This window comes from Bacillus sp. D48C, from assembly GCF_053345735.1.
This window is the reverse complement of the sequence record NZ_JBKFAQ010000021.1, coordinates 1-21,888: the sequence shown is the minus strand read 5'-3', so window position 1 is coordinate 21,888 and position 21,888 is coordinate 1. Positions and strand designations below refer to the sequence as shown.

At 36.6% G+C, this 21,888-nt stretch carries 22 protein-coding genes and 2 tRNA genes; all 24 read left to right on the top strand.

What is annotated here, in order from left to right:
* Positions 1-6 precede the first annotated feature (6 nt).
* The 24 genes from yabN (at position 7) to lysS (ending at position 21,506) form a co-directional block, all read left to right on the top strand.
* Positions 7-1,467 carry a bifunctional methyltransferase/pyrophosphohydrolase YabN gene (yabN, locus tag ACLBXA_RS28410; RefSeq protein WP_447617685.1) on the top strand — a complete coding sequence of 487 codons (1,461 nt, stop codon included), beginning with the start codon at positions 7-9 and terminating at the stop codon, positions 1,465-1,467.
* Positions 1,468-1,481: 14 nt separating this feature from the next.
* Positions 1,482-1,757 carry an RNA-binding S4 domain-containing protein gene (locus tag ACLBXA_RS28405; RefSeq protein ID WP_081143310.1) on the top strand — a complete coding sequence of 92 codons (276 nt, stop codon included), beginning with the start codon at positions 1,482-1,484 and terminating at the stop codon, positions 1,755-1,757.
* A gap of 58 nt (positions 1,758-1,815) precedes the next feature.
* Positions 1,816-2,124 (top strand): sporulation protein YabP, encoded by a 309-nt coding sequence (yabP, locus tag ACLBXA_RS28400; protein WP_001059105.1) that lies wholly within the window; start codon positions 1,816-1,818, stop codon positions 2,122-2,124.
* Entirely contained in the window at positions 2,121-2,774 is a 654-nt protein-coding gene (gene yabQ, locus ACLBXA_RS28395) for a spore cortex biosynthesis protein YabQ (protein ID WP_000059770.1), read from the top strand. The genes yabP and yabQ overlap by 4 nt, the downstream gene beginning before the upstream one ends.
* Entirely contained in the window at positions 2,771-3,130 is a 360-nt protein-coding gene (gene divIC, locus ACLBXA_RS28390) for a cell division protein DivIC (protein WP_001208739.1), read from the top strand. Before yabQ ends, divIC begins: the two co-directional genes overlap by 4 nt.
* An 87-nt stretch (positions 3,131-3,217) precedes the next feature.
* On the top strand, positions 3,218-3,703 hold the full coding sequence (locus tag ACLBXA_RS28385; RefSeq protein WP_000021451.1) for a S1 domain-containing RNA-binding protein: 486 nt from the start codon (positions 3,218-3,220) through the stop codon (positions 3,701-3,703).
* Between the two features lie 159 nt (positions 3,704-3,862).
* Positions 3,863-3,936, top strand: a tRNA-Met gene (locus ACLBXA_RS28380).
* 13 nt (positions 3,937-3,949) lie between these two features.
* Positions 3,950-4,021: transfer RNA gene (locus ACLBXA_RS28375), tRNA-Glu, on the top strand.
* A 258-nt stretch (positions 4,022-4,279) separates the two neighbouring features.
* Complete coding sequence (gene spoIIE, locus ACLBXA_RS28370) at positions 4,280-6,751, top strand: stage II sporulation protein E (RefSeq protein WP_001123558.1); 2,472 nt, start codon at positions 4,280-4,282, stop codon at positions 6,749-6,751.
* Between the two features lie 230 nt (positions 6,752-6,981).
* Positions 6,982-8,412 carry a tRNA lysidine(34) synthetase TilS gene (gene tilS / locus ACLBXA_RS28365; RefSeq protein ID WP_000655456.1) on the top strand — a complete coding sequence of 477 codons (1,431 nt, stop codon included), beginning with the start codon at positions 6,982-6,984 and terminating at the stop codon, positions 8,410-8,412.
* Entirely contained in the window at positions 8,409-8,951 is a 543-nt protein-coding gene (gene hpt, locus ACLBXA_RS28360) for a hypoxanthine phosphoribosyltransferase (RefSeq protein WP_000981846.1), read from the top strand. Before tilS ends, hpt begins: the two co-directional genes overlap by 4 nt.
* Positions 8,952-9,036: 85 nt before the next feature.
* A complete protein-coding gene (ftsH, locus tag ACLBXA_RS28355; protein ID WP_001079668.1) occupies positions 9,037-10,938 on the top strand; it encodes an ATP-dependent zinc metalloprotease FtsH in 1,902 nt (633 codons plus the stop codon).
* A gap of 244 nt (positions 10,939-11,182) precedes the next feature.
* The gene (locus ACLBXA_RS28350; RefSeq protein ID WP_000578366.1) at positions 11,183-11,971 is read left to right on the top strand and encodes a type III pantothenate kinase; all 789 of its coding nucleotides are present in this window, start codon (positions 11,183-11,185) and stop codon (positions 11,969-11,971) included.
* Positions 11,972-11,977: 6 nt separating this feature from the next.
* Complete coding sequence (hslO, locus tag ACLBXA_RS28345; protein WP_000656369.1) at positions 11,978-12,853, top strand: redox-regulated molecular chaperone HslO; 876 nt, start codon at positions 11,978-11,980, stop codon at positions 12,851-12,853.
* Between the two features lie 104 nt (positions 12,854-12,957).
* The gene (cysK, locus tag ACLBXA_RS28340; protein ID WP_001261716.1) at positions 12,958-13,881 is read left to right on the top strand and encodes a cysteine synthase A; all 924 of its coding nucleotides are present in this window, start codon (positions 12,958-12,960) and stop codon (positions 13,879-13,881) included.
* Positions 13,882-14,103: 222 nt separating this feature from the next.
* Entirely contained in the window at positions 14,104-15,501 is a 1,398-nt protein-coding gene (gene pabB / locus ACLBXA_RS28335) for an aminodeoxychorismate synthase, component I (RefSeq protein WP_001189711.1), read from the top strand.
* 5 nt (positions 15,502-15,506) lie between these two features.
* Positions 15,507-16,094, top strand: coding sequence for an aminodeoxychorismate/anthranilate synthase component II (gene pabA, locus ACLBXA_RS28330; protein WP_000602284.1), 588 nt, complete (start codon positions 15,507-15,509; stop codon positions 16,092-16,094).
* A complete protein-coding gene (gene pabC, locus ACLBXA_RS28325; RefSeq protein WP_000909860.1) occupies positions 16,088-16,960 on the top strand; it encodes an aminodeoxychorismate lyase in 873 nt (290 codons plus the stop codon). Before pabA ends, pabC begins: the two co-directional genes overlap by 7 nt.
* Positions 16,935-17,795 carry a dihydropteroate synthase gene (gene folP / locus ACLBXA_RS28320; RefSeq protein WP_002084136.1) on the top strand — a complete coding sequence of 287 codons (861 nt, stop codon included), beginning with the start codon at positions 16,935-16,937 and terminating at the stop codon, positions 17,793-17,795. The genes pabC and folP overlap by 26 nt, the downstream gene beginning before the upstream one ends.
* Entirely contained in the window at positions 17,796-18,158 is a 363-nt protein-coding gene (gene folB / locus ACLBXA_RS28315) for a dihydroneopterin aldolase (protein ID WP_000358066.1), read from the top strand.
* The gene (gene folK, locus ACLBXA_RS28310; protein WP_001059450.1) at positions 18,155-18,670 is read left to right on the top strand and encodes a 2-amino-4-hydroxy-6-hydroxymethyldihydropteridine diphosphokinase; all 516 of its coding nucleotides are present in this window, start codon (positions 18,155-18,157) and stop codon (positions 18,668-18,670) included. Before folB ends, folK begins: the two co-directional genes overlap by 4 nt.
* Positions 18,622-18,825, top strand: a complete 204-nt coding sequence (locus ACLBXA_RS28305; RefSeq protein WP_000387030.1) for a helix-turn-helix domain-containing protein — start codon at positions 18,622-18,624, stop codon at positions 18,823-18,825. Before folK ends, ACLBXA_RS28305 begins: the two co-directional genes overlap by 49 nt.
* A gap of 23 nt (positions 18,826-18,848) precedes the next feature.
* Positions 18,849-19,847, top strand: coding sequence for a tRNA dihydrouridine synthase DusB (gene dusB, locus ACLBXA_RS28300; RefSeq protein WP_000912244.1), 999 nt, complete (start codon positions 18,849-18,851; stop codon positions 19,845-19,847).
* A gap of 159 nt (positions 19,848-20,006) precedes the next feature.
* The gene (gene lysS / locus ACLBXA_RS28295; RefSeq protein WP_000369685.1) at positions 20,007-21,506 is read left to right on the top strand and encodes a lysine--tRNA ligase; all 1,500 of its coding nucleotides are present in this window, start codon (positions 20,007-20,009) and stop codon (positions 21,504-21,506) included.
* The last annotated feature ends 382 nt before the right edge of the window (positions 21,507-21,888 follow it).

Genomic DNA, 21,888 nt, shown 5'->3' with positions numbered 1-21,888 from the left:
CAGATTGTGAGTGGAATCATTACTATTTTAGGTTTAGGTGCTGGTGAATTAGATCAGCTAACGATGGGTGTATATCGAAAGATAAAAGAAGCAGATCATCTGTTTGTTAGGACGAAGGAACATCCAGTTATAGAAGAATTGGAGAAAGAAGGCGTGCAATATACGGCTTTTGATGATGTATATGAAGCGCATGATACGTTTGAAATTGTATATGAAACAATTGCGAATAAATTGCTAGAACAAGCTGAAGGTACAGAAATTATCTATGCTGTTCCAGGGCATCCGCTTGTAGCAGAAAGAACAGTTCAGCTACTGTTGGAAAAAGGTGAAGATTCAAATGTTGAATTGCGAATTGAGGGTGGACAAAGTTTCCTTGATCCTATGTTTGCAAGCCTAAAGATTGATCCAATTGAAGGATTTCAATTACTTGACGCTACATCATTTAAAAGAGGACAATTAGAATTACGTCAACATCTAATCTTTTGCCAAGTATATGATGCATTCGTTGCATCTGATGTGAAATTAACATTAATGGAGATGTTGCCGGATGATTATGAAGTGTATATCGTAACAGCTGCAGGAACTTCATTTGAACAAGTAAAGAAGGTACCGTTGTATATGTTAGATCATGAAACGGAATTGAATAATTTAACGAGTGTGTATGTGCCGCCAGTTCAGGAGCGTGCATCCTTGTATCAACAGTTCGATGTACTTAGAGAAATTATTGCAGAACTTCGAGGCCCAAATGGTTGTCCGTGGGATAAAAAGCAAACACATCAATCATTAAAGAAATATTTAATTGAGGAAGCTTATGAAGTATTGGAAGCAATTGATGAAGAGGATGATGATCACTTAGTAGAAGAATTAGGTGATATATTATTACAAGTTATGCTTCATGCTCAAATTGGAGAAGATGAAGGTTGGTTTTCTATAGATGATATCATTCGAACTCTATCTGAGAAAATGGTTCGTCGCCATCCACATGTATTTGGAAATACGGATGTAAACAATGCTGATGAAGTGATTGCCAATTGGGAAGAAATTAAAAAACAAGAAAAAGGATTCGTGAAAGAATCTGTTTTAAATGGCGTTCCAAAAAGTTTGCCGCAGTTACTACGCGCCTATGAAATTCAGAAGAAAGCCGGTAAGGTTGGATTTGATTGGGGTGATGTGCAGCCTATGATAGAGAAAGCTTTGGAAGAATGGCAAGAGTTCCAACAAGAAGTTACAAACATGGATGAGGAAAAGATGCTAGGTGAGTTTGGTGATTTACTATTTGCATTTGTTAATATAGCTCGTCATTATAAAATAGATCCAGAAGAGGCGTTACGTTCAACTAATGAGAAATTTACTGGTCGTTTTTTATACATGGAGGCAAAAGTAGCTGAAATGAATAAAGAGATGGAAGATTTATCATTAGAACAGTTAGATGTTTTATGGGAAGAAGCGAAACAAACAGAGCGTTAATAGGGGGATTTGAGATGCGTCTAGATAAGTTTTTAAAAGTGTCACGTTTAATTAAAAGAAGAACATTAGCGAAAGAAGTAGCTGATCAAGGAAGAATATCTATTAATGGTCAAGTGGCAAAAGCAAGTTCGGATGTGAAAGTAGCTGATGAATTAACAATTCGTTTTGGTCAAAAAATAGTGACTGTAAAAATAAATGAATTGAAAGAAACAACTAAAAAAGAAGATGCAGCAAATATGTATAGCTTAGTTCGCGAAGAAAAAATAAAAGCGGAAGAAGGCTTGTTCTAAAATCATTTATCCCCTCATACATTACTATTAGCTAGTAAAAACCTATGGGGGGATTTACGTGAATAATGGTTACTCACCTACGTCTTCTAATCAACAAAATGTTTCTGTGGAGCATGATATTATTATGCGTGGAAGGCGTGTAATTGATATTACTGGTGTGAAGCAGGTAGAGAGTTTTGATAGCGAAGAGTTTTTACTCGAAACCGTAATGGGTTTTTTAACGATTCGTGGTCAAAATTTACAAATGAAAAATTTAGATGTAGAAAAAGGTATTGTGTCGATTAAAGGGAAAGTTCATGAGATGCTGTATATTGATGAAAATCAAGGAGAAAAAACTAAAGGTTTCTTTAGTAAGTTGTTTAAATGAGCTTAACAATTCAGTTGTATACAATGCTTTCAATGATTGGAATGGGTGCTTGGATTGGAGCATCTTTAGATACATATCAACGTTTTTTAAAGCGTCAAGAACGTAAACGTTGGCTTGTATTTATACATGATATACTATTTTGGATTGTCCAAGCATTATTTGTCTTTTATGTATTGCTTCTCGTAAATGAAGCTGAGTTACGTATATATGTGTTTTTGGCATTATTATGTGGTTTTGCGGCATATCAAAGCTTACTGAAAGCACTATACATGAAGCTGTTAAATTTTCTCATCTATATTTTTATGCAAACAACATATTTTTTTGTTCGAATTATACAGCTACTCATGATAAAACCTGTTATTATTATAGCGCAGCTATTTATTGCATTTATATTATTCTTATTTCGTATACTGCTTTCAATTGGACATGTGTTATGGAAAATGGTGATTTGGATATTACTTTTCATATGGAAAGTTTTTTTCTGGCCTGTTCGATTTATTGCTTCGCTCATATGGAAACTTCTCCCTAATCGTGTTAAACTTTTTATAGTGAAACATATAGGGTTCCTGCAATATATAGCAAAATTGAAGGGACATATCTTCCAAATATGGGAGCGTATAAAAAAGAAGTTAGGGGGACCTCGGAAATGAGGGAACTGAGACAAAGAACAATCGAAAAACAGAGTCCAAATCCTGTTAAAGAGCATATAATACAAACGGATGAGAACAGGAAGCGACTTTATCGCCGTTTAGCGGTTTTTCTTGTCTTTACTTTTACAATTATTGCGAGTATTAGTGTAACGTTTTATCAACAAAACAGTTCCATTAAAGCAAAAGAAGCAAAAGTTAAGGACATGAAAAAAGAACTGGATTCATTAACGAATAAAGAAAAAAGTCTAAAAGACGAAGTTCAAAAGTTAAATGATGAAGAGTACGTATTAAAGATTGCTAGAAGGGATTATTTCTTCTCTGGTAAAGGGGAGATAATTTTTCCTGTTTCGAAGTAGAGTATGTCTTATTGACACTATATTTTAGGATTATATATAATAAAGTAAAATTTGACTTTTTAACCACTAAGGAGGAGCATTTTTTTTATGTCAATCGAGGTAGGCAGCAAGTTACAGGGTAAAGTAACAGGTATTACAAATTTTGGGGCTTTTGTGGAGCTGCCAGAAGGCTTAACTGGTCTTGTTCATATTAGTGAAGTTGCTGATAACTATGTAAAAGATATTAACGATCACTTAAAAGTGGGCGACCAAGTAGAAGTAAAAGTTATTAATGTTGAAAAAGATGGAAAGATTGGTTTATCTATCAAAAAAGCGAAAGAACGTGAAAAAACAGAAGGAGATCGTCCACGCGGTGAATACCAACGCGGTGGTGATCAACAACGTTCTGGACGTCCACAACGTAATAATCGCTCTTTCAACAGAGATAATCGCGGTGGCGGTAACGACCGAGCTCCAAAAGAAACATTTGAGCAAAAGATGGCACGCTTCTTAAAGGATAGCGAAGATCGTTTAACTTCTTTAAAGCGTAACACAGAGTCTAAACGTGGTGGCCGTGGCGCACGTCGCGGATAATAAGACCGTTTAGTTTTTAACATATAGAGAGGTACCCAGAGTGATGGCTCAGGGTACTTTTTTATATGTGAAAATATATTTTAAAAAAGTTTTCAAGATATGTTGACTTTAAATAATATCTGATGTAAGATACTAATTGTCCGTTAAATACGACGACATGGCGGTGTAGCTCAGCTGGCTAGAGCGTACGGTTCATACCCGTGAGGTCGGGGGTTCGATCCCCTCCGCCGCTATATTTAATTTAACGGCCCGTTGGTCAAGTGGTTAAGACACCGCCCTTTCACGGCGGTAACACGGGTTCGAATCCCGTACGGGTCATCTAAAAAGATCATGCAAATTTGCATGATCTTTTTTTGTTAAATGGATTAAGATATACAACACTTCTACAAAATCACCCTATATTTTCTGAATATTTAATTAAAAAATCGAAATAACTTACATACCGTGTATATCTGTAGAGTTATTTCGAATAAAAAGTCGAACGATTATAAAAGTGAAAACTGTTGTTTTGACAAAAATCCCAACAATCATCTTTTATAATGACAGTAATTAAACTATGCAGGTGGTGTTAAAAGTATGCCTAAAGCAGGAAGGAATACTATGAATACAAGTGTATTGGCAATGAATGAGAGTCAGCTTGGAGGAATAAAGTGGACGAGTAAGTTGCGAATGAAATTTGAACAAGTTTTCTTTAGATGGGGATTTATTATTGTTGTTATTGGTTTTCTTTTGGGAAGAGCATATATATTAACAAATATCTTACCGTTTGCACTACCATTTTTTGCTGCTGTTTATGTTATGAAGCGGGATAAGATGCCGCTAGCATTTTTAGCTCTAATGGGAGGAGCTCTTTCAGTCTCGATAGATAATTTGTTTTTTACTTTTGCATCTATCTTTACTTTCTTCATTTATAATATCTTCTTTAGTAGATTCACACGTAAAACCGTTGGACTTGTTCCATTTCAAGTATTTATCTCCGCATTAACCGCACACTTAGTTGTTGTATATTTTGCACAACAAACTGTCACCATGTACGATTTACTCGTTAGTACCATTGAGGCTGGGCTTAGTTTTGTATTAACTATGATATTTTTACAAAGTGTTCCGCTTTTAGTAGAAAGGAAAGGAAAACAACAGGCGTTAGAGACGGAAGAAATTGTTTGTTTGATTATATTACTAGCATCTGTTTTAACGGGTACAACAGATTGGTTTGTATATGATGCTTCTATTCAACATATTTTTACACGGTATTTAGTACTAGTATTTGCATTTATTGCGGGTGCTGCTACAGGATCTACAGTGGGGGTCGTAACAGGTTTGATATTAAGTTTAGCAAATGTATCTAGCTTGTCCCAGCTTAGCCTTCTTGCTTTTTCTGGATTGCTTGGTGGGTTGTTAAAAGAAGGGAAGCGTTTAGGTGTTAGTTTAGGTTTATTAATTGGGACAAGCTTAATTACATTATATGTAGACAAACAGACAAATATTGTAACGACTTTAATTGAGTCAGGCGTAGCGATTGCTATCTTCTTATTAACGCCAAAGCTTGTTTTAGATCGTATTGCTAAATTTATGCCAGGTACACAAGAGCATTCGCAAGATCAACAACAATATTTAAGAAGGATGCGCGATGTTACAGCGAACAAAATCAACCAATTTGCAAATGTATTTGCTGCTTTATCTAATAGCTTTTCTGTATATGGGTATGTAGAGGAAGAAGATAAAGAGACAGAAGCAGATTTGTTTTTGAGTACAATTACTGCGAAAACATGTCAAACATGCTTTAAAAAGGATCAATGCTGGGTAGTGAATTTCGATAAAACGTACGATTATATGAAACAAATAATGAGTGAAACGGAAGAAGGAACCCTGCAACATAATCGTAAATTAGTTCGTGAGTGGGACAAGCATTGTGTGAGAGGGAAAAAAGTGACGGATTTAGTAGCGGGTGAATTAGATCATTTCTATGAGGGACAAAAATTACGAAAACAAATGAAGGAAAATCGTAGAATAGTTGCGGAGCAACTATTAGGTGTATCAAAGGTTATGGAGGATTTTGCTAAGGAGATACAACGAGAGCGTGAAAATCATCAGGTGCAGGAAGAACAGATTATGCAAGCGTTCCGTGATTTTGGTGTCGAAGTAGAGCATGTTGATATTTATTGTTTAGATAGAGGAAGTATTGATATTGAAATGTTGATTCCCGTTGCATCTAATGAACATGGTGAATGTGAAAAGTTAGTTGCACCGATGCTTTCGGATATCCTTAAAGAAAATATTGTCGTTAAACATGAAGAAAAGTCTTCTTATCCGAATGGCCACAGTTTAATATCATTCGGTTCGGCAAAGACGTATTCTCTTGATACGGGATTGGCCACAGCCGCAAAGGGCGGTGGATTTGTTTCGGGTGACTCTTATGCGATGATGGATTTAAGTGTTGGCAAATATGCACTTGCGATTAGTGATGGTATGGGGAATGGGCAAAGAGCTCATATGGAAAGTAAGGAAACGGTGAAATTATTACAAAAAATACTCCAATCCGGTATTGACGAAGAAATAGCGATTAAGTCTATTAATTCAATTCTTTCTTTGAGAACGACGGAAGAGATGTTTACGACATTAGACTTAGCTATGGTAGATTTGCGAGATGCGAGTGCAAGGTTTTTAAAGATCGGATCAACGCCGAGTTTTGTTAAACGTGCGAATAATATTTTGAAAATTGAAGCAAGTAATTTGCCGATGGGAATCATCGAAGATGTTGAAGTTGATGTGGTGGGTGAACAATTAAAAACGGGCGATATCCTTATTATGATGAGCGATGGGATTTTTGAGGGAGCGCAGCATGTAGAGAATCATGAATTGTGGATGAAACGAAAAATTAAAGAATTGCAAACCGAAGACCCGCAAGAAATTGCTGATATCATTATGGAAGAAGTGATTCGCTCTTGTGATGGTTATATAAATGATGATATGACTATTGTAGTGGCAAAAGTGAAGAAAAATATGCCGAAGTGGGCTACGATTCCGATTGTAGGCATGCAGGCGCAGTAAAATGTAAGTGGAATGTTTATCTAAAATTTGATTTTAAAAACCTAGGCGAATACCTAGGTTTTTTTGTGGGAAAAGGTAATGCTATTGATTTTGTGAATACAGACGGAGGATGTAAGATAAAAATGTAATTTTTGTATATCTTTTTTTTGCACAATGTTTGTAAAAGTTGTACCATTATAGACAAGGCGACTAATGTTGCTGTTCTTGTTTAATGAAAGGTGATTGCGAAGTTGAAAGATACATTTGTTGAAAAAGTAGATGACTTTGTAAAGCAGCATGATGTATTAAAGAATGATTCAACAATTGTTGTGGGAGTTTCTGGTGGTCCTGACTCGTTAGCCCTTTTATATTATTTATTAGAAAAAAGAGCGGAAAAACAGTTGGAAATTGTAGTAGCTCATGTGGATCATATGTTTAGAGGTGATGAATCTCATGAGGATTTACAGTTTGTGCAGGACCTTTGTGAAGAACTGGGAATTATTTGTGAAACGATAAGAATTAATGTATCACAATATCAACAGCAATACGGGATGAATGCACAGGTTGCTGCTAGGGAATGCAGATATGCATTTTTGGAAAGAATAATGAAGAAATATGATGCAAGATATGTTGCTCTTGGACATCATGGAGATGATCAAGTAGAGACGATTTTAATGCGTCTTGTAAGAGGGAGTACTCCGAAAGGATATGCAGGAATTGCAGTGAAGCGTCCTTTTCATAATGGATATTTAATTAGGCCGTTACTTGGGGTAACGAAGGAAGAAATTGTTGATTACTGTAATAAGCTAAATTTAATTCCACGTATAGATCCGAGTAATAAAAAGGAAGTATATACAAGGAATCGATTACGTAAATATGTCCTTCCTCACTTAAAAGAAGAAAATCCACAAATGCATGAGAAATTCCAAAAATTTAGCGTGCAGATGCAAGAGGATGAGGCTTATTTGCAGGAATTAGCTTTTGAGAAAATGAATAAAGTAATTACAAAAAAAAGTGATAAACAAATTAGCTTATCAATTCCTGCCTTTGAATCCATGTCTATGCCTTTACAAAGAAGAGGGATTCAACTAATATTAAACTATCTTTATGAATATAAGATTCCATCTTCTCTTTCTTCTATACATATTGACAAGGTGATTGAGTTTTTTAAGCGGACACAACCTTCAGGTTCACTTGATTTTCCAGGTGATTTGAAAATTGTTCGTACATACGAGGAGTGTAGCTTTAGATTTAAACAAGAAATTGTCTCTCCTTTTTTGCAAGATTTATCAGTACCCGGGATCATTACGCTATTGAACGGGGATGAATTTGTAACAGAGGTGAGCGAAGATATACCAAGTAACATGAATGAAACAGTATTTGTTGCTAAGTATAATGATATATCATATCCACTTCGTATTCGTTCTAGGGAAAATGGAGATCGCATGTCAATACAAGGTATGGATGGCACGAAAAAGATAAAAGCTATTTTTATCGAAGCGAAAGTACCAAAAGAAAAAAGGGAAGAATGGCCGGTCGTTTGTGATGCAAGTGGGAACATTATTTGGGTACCCTTGTTGAAGCGATCTGCATTTGCAATTTCGAAAGAGATGGCAAAGAAGGGTAAATATATGATTATTCACTACAAAAGCAAGGAGTCTTCCGGGAGGATAATGAAATGATGAATCAAGATATCGAAAAAGTATTAATTTCTGAAGAACAAATACAAGAAAAGGTGCGCGAACTAGGTGCAGTTATTGCAGAGGATTATAAAAACACAGTACCCCTTGCAATTGGTGTATTAAAAGGCGCAATGCCATTTATGGCAGATTTATTAAAGAGAACAGATACATATCTTGAAATGGATTTTATGGCTGTATCTAGTTATGGTCACTCTACAGTTTCAACAGGCGAAGTGAAAATTTTAAAAGATCTTGATACTTCTGTAGAAGGTCGTGATATTTTAATCGTCGAAGATATTATTGATAGTGGTCTTACACTAAGCTACTTAGTAGACTTATTCAAATATCGTAAAGCGAAGTCTGTAAAAATTGTTACATTATTAGATAAGCCAACAGGCCGTAAGGTTGATCTGAAAGCGGATTATGTTGGATTTACTGTTCCACATGAATTTGTAGTAGGATATGGATTAGATTATAAAGAGCAGTACCGTAATCTTCCTTATGTAGGCGTATTAAAACCAAGCGTTTACTCAAATTAATTAAATACAGGCTTTACAATTGTATAGGAAAGTTTTTCTATGTTACGATTTACTATAGTGTTTATGCCGTGAGAGGAGGTTAGGAATGAATCGTATCTTCCGTAATACCATCTTTTATTTACTGATATTCTTAGTAGTAATTGGAATCGTGAGCTATTTTAATGGTTCGACACAAAAAACGACATCAGTTAGCTACGACAAATTCATTACTAAACTAGAAAGCGGTGAAGTGCGTAATGTGCAACTTCAACCGAAAAATGGTGTATTTGAGGTAAAAGGACAATTCAATAACTCTAGCCAAGGAGAACAATTTGTTACTTATGCACCAAATACTGAGGAATTACAAAAGAAAATCAATGATAAAGCGAAAGGTGCCGAAGTTAAGTATCAACCAGCAGAAGAAACAAGTGCTTGGGTAACATTCTTTACTTCAATCATTCCGTTTGTCATCATCTTCATTTTATTCTTCTTCTTATTAAACCAAGCTCAAGGCGGCGGTAGCCGTGTTATGAACTTCGGGAAAAGTAAGGCGAAGTTATATAATGATGAAAAGAAAAAAGTTCGTTTCAGAGATGTTGCTGGGGCGGATGAAGAGAAACAAGAACTTGTTGAGGTAGTTGAATTCTTAAAAGACCCTCGTAAGTTTTCTGAAGTTGGTGCCCGTATTCCAAAGGGTGTCCTATTAGTTGGACCTCCAGGTACAGGTAAAACTTTATTAGCACGTGCTGTTGCAGGTGAGGCTGGCGTTCCATTCTTCTCTATCAGTGGTTCTGACTTTGTAGAGATGTTTGTCGGTGTCGGTGCATCACGTGTACGTGATTTATTTGAAAATGCAAAGAAAAATGCTCCTTGTATCATTTTCATTGATGAAATTGATGCAGTAGGTCGTCAACGTGGCGCAGGTCTTGGTGGTGGTCATGATGAGCGTGAGCAAACATTGAATCAGTTACTTGTTGAAATGGATGGATTCGGTGCAAACGAAGGTATTATTATCATTGCTGCGACAAACCGTCCAGACATTCTTGACCCAGCGTTATTACGTCCAGGTCGTTTTGACCGTCAAATTACAGTAGATCGTCCAGATGTAAATGGCCGTGAAGCTGTACTGAAAGTACATGCGCGTAATAAACCGCTTGATGAGCATATTAATTTAAGAGCAATTGCGACTCGTACACCAGGATTCTCTGGTGCGGATCTTGAAAACTTATTAAACGAAGCTGCTTTAGTAGCTGCACGTCGAGATAAGAAGAAAATTGATATGAGTGATATCGATGAAGCAACGGATCGTGTTATTGCAGGTCCAGCTAAGAAAAGTCGTGTTATCTCTGAAAAAGAACGTAATATCGTTGCTTTCCATGAAGCAGGCCACACTGTAATTGGTGTTGTTCTTGATGAGGCTGATGTCGTTCATAAAGTAACAATTGTCCCTCGTGGTCAAGCTGGTGGATATGCGGTAATGCTTCCGAAGGAAGATCGTTACTTCATGACAAAGCCAGAGTTACTTGATAAAATCACTGGTTTACTTGGTGGTCGAGTAGCTGAGGAGATTGTATTTGGTGAAGCAAGTACAGGTGCTCACAACGACTTCCAACGTGCGACTGGTATTGCAAGACGTATGGTTACGGAATTCGGTATGAGTGATAAGCTTGGACCGATGCAATTTGGTAGCTCACAAGGTGGTCAGGTATTCTTAGGAAGAGACTTCCATTCAGAACAAAACTACAGTGATGCAATTGCGCATGAAATTGATGTGGAAATGCAAACGATTATTAAAGACTGTTATGCTCGTGCGAAACAAATTCTTACTGAAAAACGAGATAAGCTTGATATTATCGCAAAAACGTTACTTGAAGTAGAAACATTAGATGCAGAGCAAATTAATCATTTATATGATTATGGCAGATTACCTGAGCGTCCAACATCTTCAGATGATGTGAAAGTAAACATCAATATGAAGAAAGACGATGAAGATAAAGAAGATAAGTAAGAAATGAAGGAGTGACTATCGTCACTCCTTTTTTATTTGTTAAGATTTTTGCTAATTACTATTGAGGGCTTAGTGGATAAAGTAATTTAAGTAAAACTAGTATTAAAAATTGAAATAGAGAGCAATCTTTTTGTAAAATGATGAGGATAGGAAAGCTGATTATATAAGTATGTGTGATATGATGTTTTTATAAGTTTTATACATACTACACAAATATAGATTAAATAAGATAAGTGGTGAGAATATGATTTTTGTATTGGATGTAGGGAACACAAATGCTGTACTAGGCGTGTTTGAAGAGGGGGAACTTCGTCAGCATTGGCGCATGGAAACAGATCGTCATAAGACAGAAGATGAATATGGAATGCTTGTAAAACAGTTACTTGATCATGAGGGTCTCTCGTTTGAAGATGTGAAAGGTATTATTGTGTCTTCAGTCGTACCACCAATTATGTTCGCTTTAGAACGTATGTGTGAAAAGTATTTTAAAATTAAACCGCTTGTAGTAGGACCTGGAATAAAAACGGGGCTAAATATTAAATATGAAAATCCACGTGAAGTAGGCGCAGATCGAATTGTAAATGCAGTAGCAGGAATCCAATTGTATGGAAGTCCACTTATTATTGTTGATTTTGGTACGGCTACTACATATTGTTATATTAATGAAGAAAAGCATTATATGGGTGGAGTTATTACGCCAGGAATTATGATTTCAGCAGAGGCTTTATATAGTAGGGCGGCAAAACTTCCTCGTATTGAAATTACAAAACCGAGCAGTGTTGTTGGGAAGAATACAGTAAGTGCGATGCAATCAGGTATTCTTTATGGTTATGTAGGACAAGTGGAAGGTATTGTTAAGCGTATGAAAGAGGAAGCTAAACAAGAACCGAAAGTTATTGCAACAGGTGGATTGGCGAAATTAATTTCAGAGGAATCGAATGTAATTGATATTGTAGATCCATTTTTAACGTTAAAAGGCTTGTATATGTTATATGAGCGTAATGCAAATTTACAGCAGGAGAAAGGTGAATAAATAAGTATGAAAGATTATTTAGTAAAAGCGTTAGCGTTTGATGGAGAAGTACGTGCGTATAGTGTACGTACAACAAATACAGTAAGTGAGGCACAAAGACGTCATGATACATGGAGGACAGCTTCGGCGGCACTTGGTCGTTCTTTAACTGCAGGTACAATGATGGGTGCGATGTTAAAAGGTGATCAAAAGTTAACGATTAAGGTAGAAGGTAATGGTCCGATTGGCCCTATCTTAGTGGATGCTCATGCAAATGGAGATGTACGTGGCTACGTAACGAATCCACATGTTGATTTTGAAGGAACGGAACAAGGGAAATTACGTGTATATCAAGCGGTAGGTACAGAAGGTTTTGTAACAGTAATTAAAGATATTGGTATGCGTGAGCCGTTTATCGGTCAATCCCCAATCGTTTCGGGAGAACTAGGGGAAGATTTCACGTATTATTTCGCAGTTTCTGAGCAGACGCCTTCTTCTGTTGGTGTCGGTGTCCTTGTAAATGGAGATGACAGCGTATTAGCGGCGGGTGGATTTATCCTTCAAATTATGCCGGGCGCACAGGAAGAAACAATTTCATTCATTGAAGATCGTTTGCAAAAAATCCCGCCTGTATCAACATTGATTGAACGAGGCCTTTCTCCAGAAGAGCTACTATATGCAGTCCTTGGAGAAGATAAAGTAAAAGTATTAGAAACAATGGATGTTCAATTTAATTGTACGTGTTCACGTGAGCGTATTGAGAGTGTGTTAATTAGTTTAGGTAAAACAGAGTTAGAGCAAATTCGTGAAGAAGAAGAAGAGACAGAAGTTCATTGCCATTTCTGTAATGAACGTTACAAGTTCTCTAAAGAAGATATTACAAATTTAATTGAGAATTTGTAATAAGGGGATTAACCCTCCGAATAGATTGACAAACAGGGAATTTTCTGACAAAATCTAAATATAGATAAAACCAATAAAAATACTCGGTGTTAGGAGTGACAGGAATGCGAGTGGCACAATCAGTTTCAGAATTAATCGGGAAAACGCCGATCGTTAAGTTGAACCGCATCGTAGAATCAGACAGCGCAGATATATACTTAAAACTAGAATTTATGAATCCGGGGAGTAGCGTTAAAGATCGTATTGCACTAGCTATGATTGAAGATGCTGAAAAAAAGGGATTGTTAAAAGAGGGCGATACAATCATTGAACCAACAAGTGGTAACACAGGTATTGGTTTAGCGATGGTAGCGGCTGCTAAAGGATATAATGCAATTTTAGTAATGCCAGAAACAATGAGTATTGAGCGTCGTAATTTATTACGTGCTTACGGTGCTGAATTAGTATTGACTCCAGGTCCTGAAGGGATGGGTGGAGCAATTCGTAAAGCAACTGAATTAGCAAAAGAGCATGGTTACTTTATACCGCAACAGTTCCAAAATCAATCGAATCCACAAATTCACCGTTTAACAACAGGTCCAGAAATTGTTGAACAAATGGGTGATCAATTAGATGCGTTTATTGCAGGTATTGGTACAGGTGGAACAATTACTGGTGCTGGTGAAGTGCTGAAGGAAGCATATGAAGGTATTAAAATTTATGCAGTAGAACCTGCGGATTCACCAGTGTTATCTGGTGGGAAACCAGGTCCACATAAAATCCAAGGAATTGGGGCGGGATTTGTCCCAGAGACATTGGATGTAGAAGTATATGATGAAATTATTCAAGTGAAAACAGAGCAAGCATTTGAATATGCGAGAAGAGTGGCTAAAGAAGAAGGTATTTTAGTTGGTATCTCTTCAGGAGCAGTTATTTATGCAGCAACAGAAGTTGCGAAAAAGTTAGGTAAAGGGAAAAAGGTACTCGTTATTATTCCAAGTAACGGTGAACGTTATTTAAGTACACCACTTTATCAATTTGAATCATAATTAAATGCGATTGAAAAAGCATCCTTGAAAAAGGATGCTTTTTCTTTTTGGATTGGAAATAGGAAAAGAGTGAATGACTAGAAAACTTCATGTAAAATAAGAGGTAGTATAATTAAATTATTTTCACTAGCCTTCGAGTATAATCAATCTCTATATAAATAACTTATGTAGTTTGAGGTGGTTCATCTAAGAGGGTGGGATAAAAGAAGACGGGGTGTTGATATGCAACGAAGAAAATCTTTAGCGCTTTCTATTCCATATCAGTTAGATTTCTTTAAGCAATATAAATTTCTTTCTCAGGATAAGCCGCAACATATTTTGCTGGAAAGTGGACGTGGCGGTCGTTATAACATAGTGGGTTTAAACCCGGTAGCGGTAATCCAAGGAAAGGGTGTAAAGTTACATATAAGTGAAAGTGGTAAGGAAACAATAAAAAAAGGGAATCCATTAGATTTAATGCAAGAATATATGGAGAAATGGAAAACAGACTACAATCCAGAGTACCCACCTTTTCAAGGTGGTGCAATGGGCTACTTTAGTTATGATTGTATCCGTTATATTGAAAAACTCCCTTCTCTTGCAGAGGATGATCTGAATATACCCGATATATACTTTTTATTATTTGATGATGTGTTTGTCTATGATCAAAAAGAAAAGGTATTGTGGATTATTACACATTATGTAGATAAGCATGCAGAAGCGGAAGAACGTTTAAATGAATGGAAGGATCTTTGGACGGCAGAAGTGCCTGAAGTGACTATGCCGTTTGAACGTCCTAAAAAGAAAAATGAAGCGGTTGCCTTTACAGAAGCAGGCTTTATGAAGGCTGTTGAATGTATTCAAGAGTATATTGGAAATGGTGATGTGTTTCAAGTAAACTTGTCGACAAGACAGGAAAGAACTTTACAAACGCATCCACTAGAAATTTATACAAGTCTTCGTAAAATTAATCCATCTCCATATATGGGTTACTTAGAGCTTGGGGATTTTCAAATTGTTAGTGCTTCGCCTGAATTGCTGATTAAAAAACAAGGGCAAGAAGTAAGTACACGACCAATTGCAGGTACAAGATCCCGAGGTGCAAATGAACAAGAGGATCAAGACTTAGCAAGGGAATTAATTGAGAACGAAAAGGAACGAGCAGAGCATGTGATGCTTGTAGATTTAGAGCGAAATGATTTAGGACGTGTTTGTAAATATGGTACTGTAGAAGTCGATGAATTTATGGTAATTGAAAAGTACTCACATGTTATGCATATCGTTTCCAATGTGCGTGGTGAGGTGGAAGAAGATAAGGATGCTTTCGATTTAGTGAAAGCTGTATTTCCTGGTGGAACAATTACTGGTGCACCGAAAATACGTACGATGGAGATTATAGAAGAATTAGAGCCTGTTCGTCGAGGGATTTATACAGGTTCAATTGGTTGGATTGGTTATTCTGGAGATACGGAATTAAATATTGTCATTAGAACGCTTCTTGCGAAAGATGGGCAAGCACATGTGCAAGCTGGAGCGGGAATTGTAATTGATTCAAATCCGAAAAATGAATATAAAGAGTCGTTAAAAAAGGCAATTGCTTTATGGCGTGCAAAAGAAAGTAGCGAAGAAACGGTTAGGTGAGAGAAATGATATTAATGATTGATAATTATGATTCTTTTACATTTAATTTAGTACAGTTTCTTGGAGAACTTGGACAAGAGCTTGTTGTTAAGCGTAATGATGAAGTGAGTATTGCAGATATTGAGAATATGAAACCAGATTTCTTAATGATTTCGCCAGGTCCATGTAGTCCTAATGAAGCGGGGATTAGTATGGAAGTTATTAAATACTTTGCTGGGAAGATTCCGATTTTTGGAGTTTGTCTTGGGCATCAATCGATTGCACAAGTATTTGGTGGAGAAGTTGTTCGTGCAGAGCGATTAATGCATGGAAAAACGTCACTTATGCATCATGATGGGAAAACGATTTTCTTAGATATTCCTAATCCATTTACTGCAACGCGTTATCATTCCCTGATTGTTAAGAAAGAGTCATTGCCAGATTGTTTAGAGGTAACATCTTGGACAGAGGAAGGGGAAATTATGGCGATTCGTCATAAGACACTGCCGATAGAGGGTGTGCAATTCCACCCAGAATCTATTATGACTTCTCATGGGAAAGAGTTACTACAGAACTTCATTCGTAAATATAGTCCAAGTGTGACATCATGTTAATTTACGTAAATGGCGAGTATGTAGAAGCGAATGAAGCGAAAATCTCCCCTTATGACCATGGTTATTTATATGGGCTGGGAGTTTTTGAGACATTTCGTATTTATAATGGTCATCCTTTTTTGTTAGATGATCATTATAACCGTTTAATAGGTGCGCTAGATGCATTGCAAATTAAATGGACAATGACAAAAGATGACGTGATGCTTATTTTGAAAAATCTACTCGCTAAGAATGAATTGGAACATGCGTATGTACGTTTTAATGTATCAGCAGGTGTAGATGAAATAGGATTACAAACGGAAATGTATGAAGACCCTTCGGTTATTGTTTTTATAAAACCTTTAACAGCTCCAGGAGATGTAGTAGAAAAAGAAGGGGTTATTTTAAAACAAGTGCGAAATACACCAGAAGGAGCATTTCGTCTGAAGTCTCATCATTATCTAAATAATATTTTAGGGAAGCGTGAAATTGGAAATGTAGTGAGCAAGGAAGGTATTTTCCTTACTGAAGCAGGTTATGTTGCAGAGGGGATTGTTTCGAATCTCTTTTTTGTGAAAGGTGATGTTTTATATACACCTTCGTTAAAAACAGGGATTTTAAATGGTATCACTCGTGCGTTTATTATAAAAAGTGCTGAAGAATTGAATATAGAAGTAAAGGAAGGTTTCTTTACAAAAGATGAATTACTTTCAGCAGATGAAGTCTTTGTAACAAACTCAATTCAAGAAATTGTTCCGCTTTATCGTATAGAAGCGCAGGATTTCCCGGGTAAAGTAGGAGTAGTTACAAAAAGTTTAATGTACCTTTATGGAATGCAGAGAGAGAAATTATGGAGCAGAAATGAATTACGAAGAGGAGATGTGTAGTTTGAAGTGGGATTATGATTTACGCTGCGGCGAATATACATTGAATTTAAATGAAAAGACATTAATTATGGGGATTTTAAATGTAACACCAGATTCGTTTTCTGATGGTGGGAGTTACAACGAGGTAGATGCTGCGGTACGTCATGCAAAAGAAATGCAAGGTGAAGGTGCTCATATTATTGATATTGGTGGCGAATCTACTCGCCCGGGTTTTGCTAAAGTATCAGTAGAAGAAGAAATAAAGCGAGTTGTCCCGATGATTCAAGCGGTTTCAAAAGAAGTGAAATTGCCTATATCTATCGATACATATAAAGCTGAAGTTGCAAAGCAAGCAATTGAGGCTGGTGCTCATATTATTAATGATATTTGGGGAGCGAAGGCGGAGCCAATAATTGCTGAAGTCGCAGCTCATTATGATGTACCTATCATTTTAATGCATAACCGCGATAATATGAATTATCGTAATTTAATGGCGGATATGATTGCTGATTTGTATGATAGTATCAAAATTGCTAAAAATGCTGGTGTGCGAGATGAGAATATTATTTTAGATCCAGGTATCGGTTTTGCTAAAACACCTAAGCAAAACTTAGAGGTGATGCGTAATTTAGAACAGTTAAATGTGCTAGGTTATCCGGTTCTCTTAGGTACATCGAGAAAGTCCTTTATTGGGCACGTATTAGATTTGCCAGTAGAGGAACGCCTTGAGGGAACGGGAGCTACTGTTTGTCTTGGTATTGAAAAGGGTTGTGAGTTTGTTCGTGTCCATGATGTGAAAGAAATGGCGCGTATGGCTAAAATGATGGATGCAATGATTGGTAAGGGGGTAAAGTAATTGGATAAAATTTATATCCATGATATGGAGTTTTACGGTTATCATGGTGTGTTCCCGGAGGAAAATAAATTAGGTCAGAGATTTAAAGTTGACTTAACGGTGGAGTTGGATTTAAAGCGTGCAGGGGAAAGTGATGAATTAGAGCATTCGGTCAATTATGGAGAGCTTTTCGAATTATGTAGAAAAGTTGTTGAAGATAGAAAGTATAAGCTTGTGGAGAGTATCGCTGAAAATATTGCTGCAGATATATTAAAACAATATGAAAGTATTTCACGATGTACAATTAAGGTAATTAAGCCGGATCCACCGATACCAGGTCATTATCGTGCTGTAGCAGTAGAAATTACGAGAGAACGTCCATGAATAATATAGCATACATTGCATTAGGGTCAAATATTGGAGAGCGTTATACGTATCTAACCGAAGCGATTCAGTTCTTAAATAAAAATCCTTATATTCAGGTTGATGATATTTCATCTGTATATGAAACTGAGCCAGTTGGCTATACTGACCAAAGTTGCTTTTTAAATTTAGTTATAAAAATTTCTACCAATTTATCACCACAAGAATTATTGAAAGTAACACAAAAAGTAGAAAATGACCTAGGAAGAAAAAGGGAAATTAGGTGGGGGCCGAGGACTATCGACCTTGACATTTTACTTTATAATCAAGAGAATATTGAAGCAGAGAATCTTATTGTTCCGCATCCGCGGATGTTTGAAAGAGCTTTTGTTATCGTTCCGTTGTTAGAGATTAATCAAGACATAAAACAAAACATTTCACGTTCACAAGTAGAAGAAATGAAAAGGCGAGAGGGAGTAACGGTATGGAAGCAGAAAAATGGGGAAGACGCATTCGTGCTTTTCGAAAGCTAAAAGGCTACACGCAAGAAGGTTTTGCTAAAGAATTAGGGGTATCTGTATCTGTTTTAGGTGAAGTTGAGAGAGGGAATCGATCACCTTCTCAAGATTTTGTAGTAGAAGTTGCTAAGGCATTAAATGTTTCGATAGATGAATTAATGCCAAAGTGACTGTGCAGGAAGGAGTAGGTTGATTGTTAAAGATTGCAAATATTGAGATGAAAAATCCGGTTGTATTAGCACCGATGGCGGGAGTGTGTAATTCTGCATTCCGTTTAACAGTGAAAGAATTTGGTGCAGGTCTAGTTTGTGCTGAAATGGTAAGTGATAAGGCAATATTACTGAATAACAAAAGAACATTAGATATGTTATATATCGATGAGAGAGAAAAACCATTAAGTTTACAAATTTTTGGTGGAGAGAAAGAAACTCTTGTAGATGCTGCGAAATACGTAGATAAATATACGACAGCAGATATTATTGATATCAATATGGGTTGCCCAGTACCGAAAATCGTAAAATGTGATGCGGGGGCAAGGTGGCTTTTAGATCCCAATAAAATATATGAAATGGTAGCAGCGGTTGTAGATGCTGTTGAAAAGCCGGTTACAGTTAAAATGCGTATCGGTTGGGATGAAGAACATATTTTCGCAATAGAAAATGCTAGAGCTATTGAGCGTGCTGGTGGACAAGCTGTGGCGGTTCACGGACGTACGCGAGTGCAAATGTATGAAGGTAAAGCGGATTGGGATATCATTAAACAAGTAAAGCAAGCTGTGAATATCCCGGTTATCGGAAATGGTGATGTCGAAACACCGCAAGATGCGAAGCGAATGCTTGATGAGATTGGTGTAGATGGTGTTATGATTGGCCGTGCGGCTCTTGGGGATCCATGGATGATTTATCGTACAGTAAAGTATTTAGAGACAGGTGAATTAATGCCGGAACCAACAGTGCGCGAGAAAATTGATGTATGTATGTTGCATCTAGATCGTCTTATCGACTTAAAGAACGAAAGTGTCGCTGTAAGAGAGATGAGAAAACATGCAGCTTGGTATTTAAAAGGTGTTCGTGGTAATGCGAGTGTACGTAATGGTATTAATGCTTGTAACACACGTGAAGACCTTGCGAATGTGTTAGGTGCATTTGTAGAAGAAGTAGAAGCGAAACAACAAACAATTTACGTTGGTTAATAAGGAACATAGGAGATTGACATTCTTCTATACACTTCCTATAATTACGTGAAAGAAAGAAGAACTGCCAGTTAGTTGCTGGCAGTTTTTCTAGTTGAGTAGAAAATGCTATACTGTATATATTGTAAAAATTAATAGAGCTGGAGTGATATCAATATCATGGATAACATGAACCACGAAGAATTAAACGACCAATTGCTTGTTCGTCGTGAAAAGCTACATAATTTACGTGAGCAAGGAATCGATCCGTTCGGTAAACGATTTGAACGCACAAATTCAACGACCGACTTAGTAAGTTTATATGGAGAATTCTCTAAAGAAGAATTAGAAGAGAAAGAAATCACTGTTTCTATCGCTGGTCGTATTATGACAAAACGCGGTAAAGGAAAAGCTGGATTCGCGCACATTCAAGATTTACACGGACAAGTTCAAATTTACGTTCGTAAAGATACTGTTGGAGATGAAGAGTACGAGTTATTTACGACAGCAGATTTAGGTGACTTAGTAGGTATTGAAGGTAAAGTGTTCAAAACAAACGTTGGAGAACTTTCAGTAAAAGCAACGGGATTTACGCTTTTAACGAAATCTCTCCGTCCGTTACCGGATAAATATCATGGATTAAAAGATGTTGAACAACGATACCGTCAACGTTACTTAGACTTAATTACAAGTATGGAAAGTCGTGAAACATTTGTTACTCGCAGTAAAATTATTCGTGAAATGAGAAGATATTTAGATGACAACGGTTATCTTGAAGTAGAAACGCCTATGATGCACGCGATTGCAGGTGGAGCATCTGCTCGTCCTTTCACTACGCATCATAATGCGTTAGATATGGAATTATATATGCGCATCGCAATTGAACTTCATTTAAAACGTCTTATTGTGGGCGGATTAGAAAAAGTTTATGAGATTGGCCGTGTATTCCGTAATGAGGGTGTATCAACTCGTCATAACCCTGAGTTTACGATGATTGAATTATATGAAGCGTACGCTGATTATAATGATATTATGAAACTAACAGAAAATATGGTTGCTCATATTGCGAAAAAAGTATTGGGTACAACAACAATCCAATATGGTGATTATGAAATTAATCTAGAACCAGAATGGACACGTCTTCATATGGTAGATGCAATTAAGCAACACTCTGGAGCGGATTTCTGGAATCCGATGAGTGTAGAAGAAGCGCGTGAGCTTGCGAAAGAACATAATGTAGAAATTAAGGATACAATGGAAGTTGGTCATATTATTAATGAGTTCTTCGAGCAAAAAGTAGAAGATAAATTAATCCAACCAACATTTATTTACGGTCATCCGGTAGAAATTTCGCCACTTGCGAAAAAGAATGATGAAGATCCACGATTCACAGATCGTTTCGAATTATTTATCGTTGCACGTGAACATGCAAATGCATTTACTGAGTTAAATGATCCGATCGATCAAAAAGAACGTTTTGAAGCGCAATTAAAAGAGCGTGAACAAGGTAATGACGAAGCACATATGATGGATGACGATTATATTGAAGCTCTTGAGTACGGTATGCCTCCTACGGGTGGATTAGGAATTGGTATTGATCGTCTAGTTATGTTATTAACAAATGCACCATCTATTCGTGATGTATTATTATTCCCTGCTATGCGCCATAAACAAGACTAAGCTTTGGAGATTTCTCCAAAGCTTTTTTTATTTGAGTATGAGTTGCGTGGGTATAATAGATCTTGATGGTGCGAGAAATTATACTTATATAGAAGAAATGTGCTGTTTTTATACTTTTTTACTAAGTTAAAAATTTTATTAGAAAAACTATTGCATTTTAATAATCAAACTGGTATATTTATATTCGTTGCCACGAAAGGTAACAAGCAAAACAAACGAAAAACAACTTATTGAAAAAAGTTGTTGACGAGAATGTAACGAAATGTTATATTGATAAAGTCGCTTCTGAGCGACCAAGTAGTTCTTTGAAAACTGAACGAAACAAACAACGTGAAACGTCAATTTTTATTTTTAGATGCTAGACAAACTAACTTTATTGGAG